Below are 1964 nucleotides of genomic sequence, written 5' to 3'. Positions count from 1 at the left end.
GTGAACTCCACCAGATAAACCCGGAAATACCCGTTATCATCCTCACGGCGCACAGCAGCGTGAAAAGCGCCGTCGAGGCCATCAGGATGGGCGCCTTCAACTACCTGGCGAAGCCTTTCGACCTGGACGAGCTGCTTGTGCAGATGGAAAGGGCGCTCGAGAACCGCAGGCTCCATTCGGAGGTCAAAAGGCTCGAAGGGATCCTCGAGGAGCGCTACACCTTCTCGAACATTGTTGCCGACAGCCCCGGGATGCAGTCGGTCCTCAGCCTTGTGGCGCGGATAGCGCCGACGGATTCGACGGTGTGCATCTACGGCGAGAGCGGCACCGGAAAGGAGATCGTCGCAAAGGCCGTCCATTTCGCGAGTTCCAGAAAGGACAGGGCCTTCACCGCCATAAACTGCGCTGCCATCCCCGAGACCCTGCTGGAGAGCGAGCTCTTCGGTTATGAGAAGGGTGCCTTCACGGGTGCCGTGAGGAACTCGAAGGGCCTTTTCGCGCAGGCGGATGGCGGAACCCTCTTTCTCGACGAGATAGGGGATATGCCCCTTTCGCTCCAGGCGAAGCTCCTCAGGGTATTGCAGGAAAGACAATTCTATCCGCTGGGAAGCGAGAAACCCCTCAATGTCGACGTTCGCCTCATCGCCGCCACGAACAAGGACCTGGAGGCCGAGGTCAGGAAGGGGTCTTTCCGGGAGGACCTGTTCTACAGGGTCCATGTCATCCCCGTGCGCATCCCTCCCCTGCGGGAAAGGAGGGAGGACATCGTCCCGCTGGCGGAGCACTTCCTGAAGAAGACGTCGGAAAAGATGAAGATAGAGGTCAAGGGCCTCACGCCCATGGCCGTACAGAAGCTGATGCTCCACGACTGGCCGGGCAACGTCCGTGAGCTGGAGAATGCCATCGAGTACGCCGTGGTCACGAGCCGCGGCGAGGTCATATCGGAGGATGCCATCCTCCCCTTCAGGGAGACCCTCTCGACATCGCCCAAGTCCTTCAAGGAGGCGAAGGAGGATTTCGAGAAGGAGTACCTGAACTGGGTGCTCCAGATAGCTGAAGGCAACGTAAGCAAGGCCGCGGGAATGGCCGGAAAATACCGGGCCGATTTCTACTCCCTCCTCAAGAAGTATGATCTGAAACCGGAAGATTTCAAGAAGACCTAGTGTACTGTTTTCCATACACTCCTGATTCCTTTGTGATCTAGATAAGATACACGCATCAGGGCCGCGCTGTCCCCACGGCCGGTGCATGGATATCAATACAGCGCACGGTCTGTCTCCTGCACGGTAATCCTTTTATTTCAGCTACTTACAGTTTGGCACGGTTATTGTATTACAAGCTTTTATGTTCAAGCGGCTGTCTACAAAGCTGTCTCCCCGTCATTCCGGCGAAGGCCGGAATCCAGAAGAGACTCGGTTTCAGCAGGAAACCATTTGTGTTGTCCGACGGCATACGGTGCGGAAACCACGGTTTGGCATTGGCCCGCAAGGCCCATTGGATCCGTCAGCTGTCCTGGATTCCGGCCTTCGCCGGAATGACGGGGAAGAGTGCGGGAGCGACCTTCTTTGTCGGGCCTTCGCCGGAATGACGGGATTCGTTCGTAGATGATCGCGGATAGGAACTGGGGAATCTTGTTCAGTCCGTCGATAACAGTGACTTAAGGAGGCAATCAATGCGGAAACTGAGGATAGTGGTAGCGATGGCATTGTTGATCGCGATGGTGGCCGGGTGTTCCCACATGTCCACCACACAGCAGCGGGCTTTGAGCGGCGGAGCCATCGGGGCCGGTTCCGGAGCGGCCCTGAGCATTCTGACGGGTGGAAGCGTTCTGCTGGGGACCGCCATCGGGGCAGGGGTGGGAACCGTGGGCGGGCTTGTCTACGACGACGTGCAAAAGAATAAATAGGCGGGCATCATCATGAGATATGGCGCGAAACGACCCCTTCTTCTCTCGGTTTTATTTG

At 57.5% G+C, this 1964-nt stretch carries 2 protein-coding genes; both read left to right on the top strand.

What is annotated here, in order from left to right; all coding sequences use genetic code 11:
- Positions 1-1163: sigma-54-dependent Fis family transcriptional regulator (locus tag GXX82_18285; protein NLT24987.1), on the top strand; the 1163-nt coding region annotated here is incomplete at its 5' end.
- Between the two features lie 509 nt (positions 1164-1672).
- Entirely contained in the window at positions 1673-1906 is a 234-nt protein-coding gene (locus GXX82_18280) for a hypothetical protein (GenBank protein ID NLT24986.1), read from the top strand.
- Positions 1907-1964 lie beyond the last annotated feature (58 nt).

The sequence above is a fragment of the Syntrophorhabdus sp. genome (assembly GCA_012719415.1).
Taxonomy (GTDB): Bacteria; Desulfobacterota; Syntrophorhabdia; order Syntrophorhabdales; family Syntrophorhabdaceae; genus Delta-02.
This window is presented reverse-complemented; position numbering and strand designations above follow the sequence as displayed.

Bases quoted from the DNA above. Each gene is read 5' to 3' on its own strand.
- GXX82_18280 (NLT24986.1), top strand. From the start codon at position 1,673: ATGCGGAAACTGAGGATAGTGGTAGCGATGGCATTGTTGATCGCGATG.